At 34.1% G+C, this 4,589-nt stretch carries 4 protein-coding genes and 1 pseudogene; 1 reads left to right on the top strand and 4 read right to left on the bottom strand.

Annotated features, from left to right (window positions below; all coding sequences use genetic code 11):
- From OZD62_RS03055 to wmk, 4 genes and pseudogenes are all read right to left on the bottom strand, one after another.
- Positions 1-941, bottom strand: a 941-nt coding sequence (locus tag OZD62_RS03055) for an IS110 family RNA-guided transposase (protein ID WP_275019325.1), incomplete at its 3' end; no start/stop codon positions are given.
- Positions 942-1,193: 252 nt separating this feature from the next.
- Positions 1,194-1,913 (bottom strand): annotated as a pseudogene (locus OZD62_RS03050) (hypothetical protein); the annotation flags it as partial.
- A gap of 100 nt (positions 1,914-2,013) precedes the next feature.
- On the bottom strand, positions 2,014-2,670 hold the full coding sequence (locus tag OZD62_RS03045) for a JAB domain-containing protein (protein WP_006280787.1): 657 nt from the start codon (positions 2,668-2,670) through the stop codon (positions 2,014-2,016).
- Positions 2,671-2,839: 169 nt separating this feature from the next.
- Positions 2,840-3,751, bottom strand: a complete 912-nt coding sequence (gene wmk, locus OZD62_RS03040; protein WP_010962718.1) for a WO male-killing family protein Wmk — start codon at positions 3,749-3,751, stop codon at positions 2,840-2,842.
- A 129-nt stretch (positions 3,752-3,880) separates the two neighbouring features.
- On the opposite strand from wmk, the gene OZD62_RS03035 reads away from it, so the two are divergent.
- Positions 3,881-4,589 (top strand): Rpn family recombination-promoting nuclease/putative transposase (locus tag OZD62_RS03035; protein WP_275019409.1); only part of this gene is annotated, 709 nt, incomplete at its 3' end.

Genomic DNA, 4,589 nt, shown 5'->3' with positions numbered 1-4,589 from the left:
TTATTATAGTTCACACCAACTTCCGAAATGATAGTTTGTACAGTTAGTATATCCAATCCAGGAATTTTGGTAAAATCTATGCCAGTTACTCGATATAATTCTTCATGCAAAGCAAAGTTTGGTTTACTTTTTCTATACTTATTTTTCTCTTCACCTAACTTTTTACTCTCATCAGACTTTGTCTCAAATGTTTTATAATATTCTTCAATGCTCCTGTCACATTCTGCTACTTTTTCCTGATAAATATTATATAGCTCAAATTCTTGCTTTAATGTAAATAGGTGTTCTTTCCTATAGTTTCCTGCTAATGCTTTTGCAATAACAGATTTATCACTTTTTATTCGTCCATCTCTTAGTTCAGCCAATTTTTCAGGATTACTCTCACCATCTATTATTGCTTTAATAATTTGCATTCCAGTTACACCAGTTGTATCGCTTATAACTCTATGTAGTTGAATATTCATTTGTGTTAGCGCTTTTTGCATACGCAAAGTATGTGTAGAAGCATTTTCAATTAAATTTTTACGTTGCCGAACATAACTACGCAATACACACATTCGATCATCTGGCCTAAATGACCCTTGGAGTAACCCGTAACTGTGTAGTTGTTGAATCCATTGACAATCTTGCACATCTGATTTTCTCCCAGGTACATTTTTAACATGTTTTGCGTTTACCAGTTTTACTTCAAATCCGTGTGATTCAAGTACTTGAAACAAAGGAATCCAGTACACTCCTGTTGACTCCATGGCTACTGTATTAACTTTACATTTTTTCAACCATTTTGCTATGTTATAGAGATCTTCCGTAAAGCAGCTAAATTTTTGTATACGTTGTTCATCGCTTCCTTCGGGTACACATACATAATGTACAGCCGAGCCAACATCGATTCCTGCTGCATTAGGATTTGTTATCTCTAATTTACTTTTGACCTTTGCCATTTTTTAATCTCCATTATATAATAATCCATAGTTGAGAAGTGCTTAAGCTTGGGACGGTTGAGTTATACATTCTTCTAATCGAGGTAGCCCAAAAGGCCCCATCAGTGGTTTGACCGTTCCTCCAAAGCCACGCTATCCCACGGGCACTTAAGGCACCATTGCATAGTTCGGCTATAACTGCAAAAAGCTCTTCTCTACAAAATTATATATAAAATTTGCCATACACTCAGCTAGGAAGTTTCTTTTTGGTTTGACAGGTTTTATCTGTCCGGCGCTATTCCCAGAAAACTCTATGTACGATGTTGTATTATCTATCTCAACATCTATTAATTCTCCTTCTTGCACAGCACTTTCGCCAGCTTTCTCTAGTTCTTCTAGTCTCTCATCTATCTGTGGCTGAACTTCTGGTTGTAGCTCATTATAGATTTCACCTATCAGTTTATTCTGTAGTAGAGTATCATGAAACTCTGCACCACTTAGCATTAGCTTACGCATTATCTTCTTTCGATCACTTTTTTCTAATCTGTGAAAGTGTGTGCCCAATATCATGTATTCTGCGAAGCTCCACTCCCCATCATTACATGCATTTACTCTTGCTCCAGAGGCTAATACTTGCTCTATAACTTTATGCAATGCATTTACGTTTTTTGTCTCTACTACAGCACTCTTAAACCAGCTCAACTTTTCACTTTCGCTTGCACTTGGTTTTATTTTTTGCAAATTTGAAGCAAATGGATTTAAATCTTCTGCTTGATCATTTAAAGGTTTTGTGCCATAAACATAGTCAAGGCTTTTCCCGTAGTTGATTTTGTTTTCGCGAATGTTTCTGCTAGGGGAGGCCTCCCGGTTTATCTCCTTCTGGTTATTAATTTTACTCACAAATTTAGACTGCTTTATATCAACGCCTTCAAGAGCACCAAATATTTTCTTGTGATTAACATTAGTCTTTTTATTCCGATCTTTACTAGTCATATAAACCTCATATTAAAAATACTTTTTAAGCGTACAATAAACTTTATACATCTTACTACTCATTATAAATTATAATGAGTAGATTTGCAAATACTTTCTACTATAACAATCCATTTTCTCGAAAGCTGAAATAGCCTCCACTTGTGATGATAATATGGTCAAACAATTTTACGCTTACAGTACTACATGCTGCTGCTAAGCTCTTCGTTACTGCTTGATCTTCTTCTGATGGCTCTAAGCTCCCTCCAGGATGGTTATGTGACATTATTATTGATGTTGCATTTTTCATTAATGCCTTTCTTGTAATTTCCTTTATGTATACTGGTGCTTTTTCCATTTCACCAATATAGGATTCTTCTCCAATTAGTTGACGCCTTTTATTCAAGTACAGTATTTTTACACATTCCCTTTCTGAGTGGCCTATACTTACGTTTAAGTACTCTACTATCCCTTGTAAGTCCATGATTGGCTCACTCTTAAGCTTTTCTTTCAGTACCCTTTCTAGTGTTTCCTTAACACACATAATCATTGCTACTGCAGAATCAGTTACTCCTTCTATAACTTTCAGGTCATCCATTTCTCTACCTAAAATCCTTCCTACTCCTGTATAAGTATTCACCAAATTTTTAGCAATTTCTTGAGCCTGTGGGCTTTCATGTACTGCACTTAGAAACGTTTCCATTATTTCACGATCAAGTAGTGCTTTGCCTTTGCTTTCTAATATTCTGAATTCGATTTCTTCTTTACTTTTATTCATATAATTTACCTTTCACTAACAACAAACTTTTTTTAGATATTTACTGCTGTTTTTTATCAGCATTGGCATAAAGCCATAGCTTTCGAGTGAAGTCAAATCAATTTCTCAATCTTTTTTACTTATTTTTTCATCTAAGAGTAAAGATATTAATATATACTGATTTTTTATTTTAAATCTGTTGAATCTCGCCTAAAGAGAGGCCTGTTATTTGCAAAATAATATCGGTAGAAATTCCTCCTTTCACTAAATCCTTTGCAATTTTCATCTTTTCTGCTCTTTTCACTTTTTCTTCGCAAATTTGTATGCTTTCAAACAGAGATTTTATTAGCGCATAGCGTAATTCTTGACTCTCAATTTTTTTGTATTCTTTTATTAAATCAGGTAGCTCACTTTCTACTATCTCATCTTCCTCTATGAGCAGATCTGTAATGCTAATTGATAATGTTTCTGCTATTGCATATAATTTTTCCAGTGGAATGGCCACACGTCCTTGCTCATAGTTGCTTATTTCATCACGTGTTGTATCCATTTTCTCAGCCAAATCCTTTTGAGTATACTCTCTCACTAGCCTCCATTCTTTTATCTTTTTTCCTATTTGGTAGTAGATAGAACCTGTTTTTTCTTCAACACACTCATTAGCAGAGAGGCCAATTGCTTGTGAAACAATATCAACAGAAATTCCTGCTTTAACCATACCCTTTGCAATTTTTACCTTCTCTGCTTTTTTACTACTTTTCTCACCAACTCGGGTAAATTTTGTTAGCAAGTAAAACACCTTGCGCAACTCTTGATCATTAATCGTTTTATATTTTCTTACTAGATTTAATATTTCCTCTTCTTCGTTTTTAAGGCAAATTTTTTCACTTGATACAGGAATAAGATCTATGATGCCAACCGATAACACTTCTGCTATAGCATACAATTTCTCAATCGAAATTTTACGTGTTCCTTTTTCATATTGTAGTACTACTTGATACGTTACGCCAATTTTTCCCGCTAAATCTTTTTGAGTATAACCTCGCTTTAACCTCCAGCTCCTTACTTTTTGTGCTATTTTGTACCTTATCGAGATATTTGCCATAAATATTATACAGGTTAATACTACCAAATAAAGATATACAAAAGGGATGCTTCTTTCTATGTTTGAATTTTAGTTGAATATTTCTTCACAATTGTGTATAATTATTAATGCTTTTTAAGTGGATTTCCTATGGCTCTTTCGAAGTTTCTCGATCCCAAGAATGATATATCGTTCAAGCGCATCTTTGGTACTGAAAAAAATAAAGATATCCTTATTCACTTTCTTAATGATATTCTCGGCCTTGCTGGAACAAATGCAATACAGGATATAGAGTTTTTAAGTACTATTCAAGATCCTGATATTGCTTCTAAAAAACAAAGCATTGTTGATGTTCTTTGTAGAGATAAAAATGGGCTGCAAGTGATAGTCGAAATGCAGGTCGCTAAAACTAAGGGCTTTGAAAAACGTGCTCAATACTATGCTGCTAAAGCCTATTCAAGACAGGCTGACAAAGGCGATCAATATCATGACCTTAAGGAAATTATCTTTATTGCTATAGCAGACTGTATTTTATTTCCTGATAAGTCTGAGTATAAGTCAAAGCATACCATTCGCGATGAAGATACTAATGAACATGATCTAAAAGATTTTTACTTTATATTTATTGAGTTGCCTAAATTTCCAAAAACCAAAGAAGATCAGCTTTCAAGTATTGTTGAGAAATGGGTCTACTTCTTTAAGTATGCAGATGAGACTAGTGAAGAAGAGCTGGAAAAAATAATAGGTAGTGATCTAATAATTAAAAAGGCCTATGAAGAACTAAATAGGTTCAACTGGTCAGAAAAAGAATTTATTGCCTATGAACAGGAAATAAAACGTATTCTTGATGAACAGGCTG

Origin of the sequence: Wolbachia endosymbiont of Drosophila seguyi (assembly GCF_028981765.1) — a bacterium.
Lineage (GTDB): Bacteria > Pseudomonadota > Alphaproteobacteria > Rickettsiales > Anaplasmataceae > Wolbachia > Wolbachia pipientis.
Note: the sequence above shows the minus strand (reverse complement) of the source record. Positions and strands in the feature narration are given on the sequence as shown.

Excerpts from the sequence above, each read along its gene's own strand:
- wmk (WP_010962718.1), bottom strand. The coding sequence starts at position 3,751 with ATGGCAAATATCTCGATAAGGTACAAAATAGCACAAAAAGTAAGGAGC.
- OZD62_RS03045 (WP_006280787.1), bottom strand. The coding sequence starts at position 2,670 with ATGAATAAAAGTAAAGAAGAAATCGAATTCAGAATATTAGAAAGCAAA.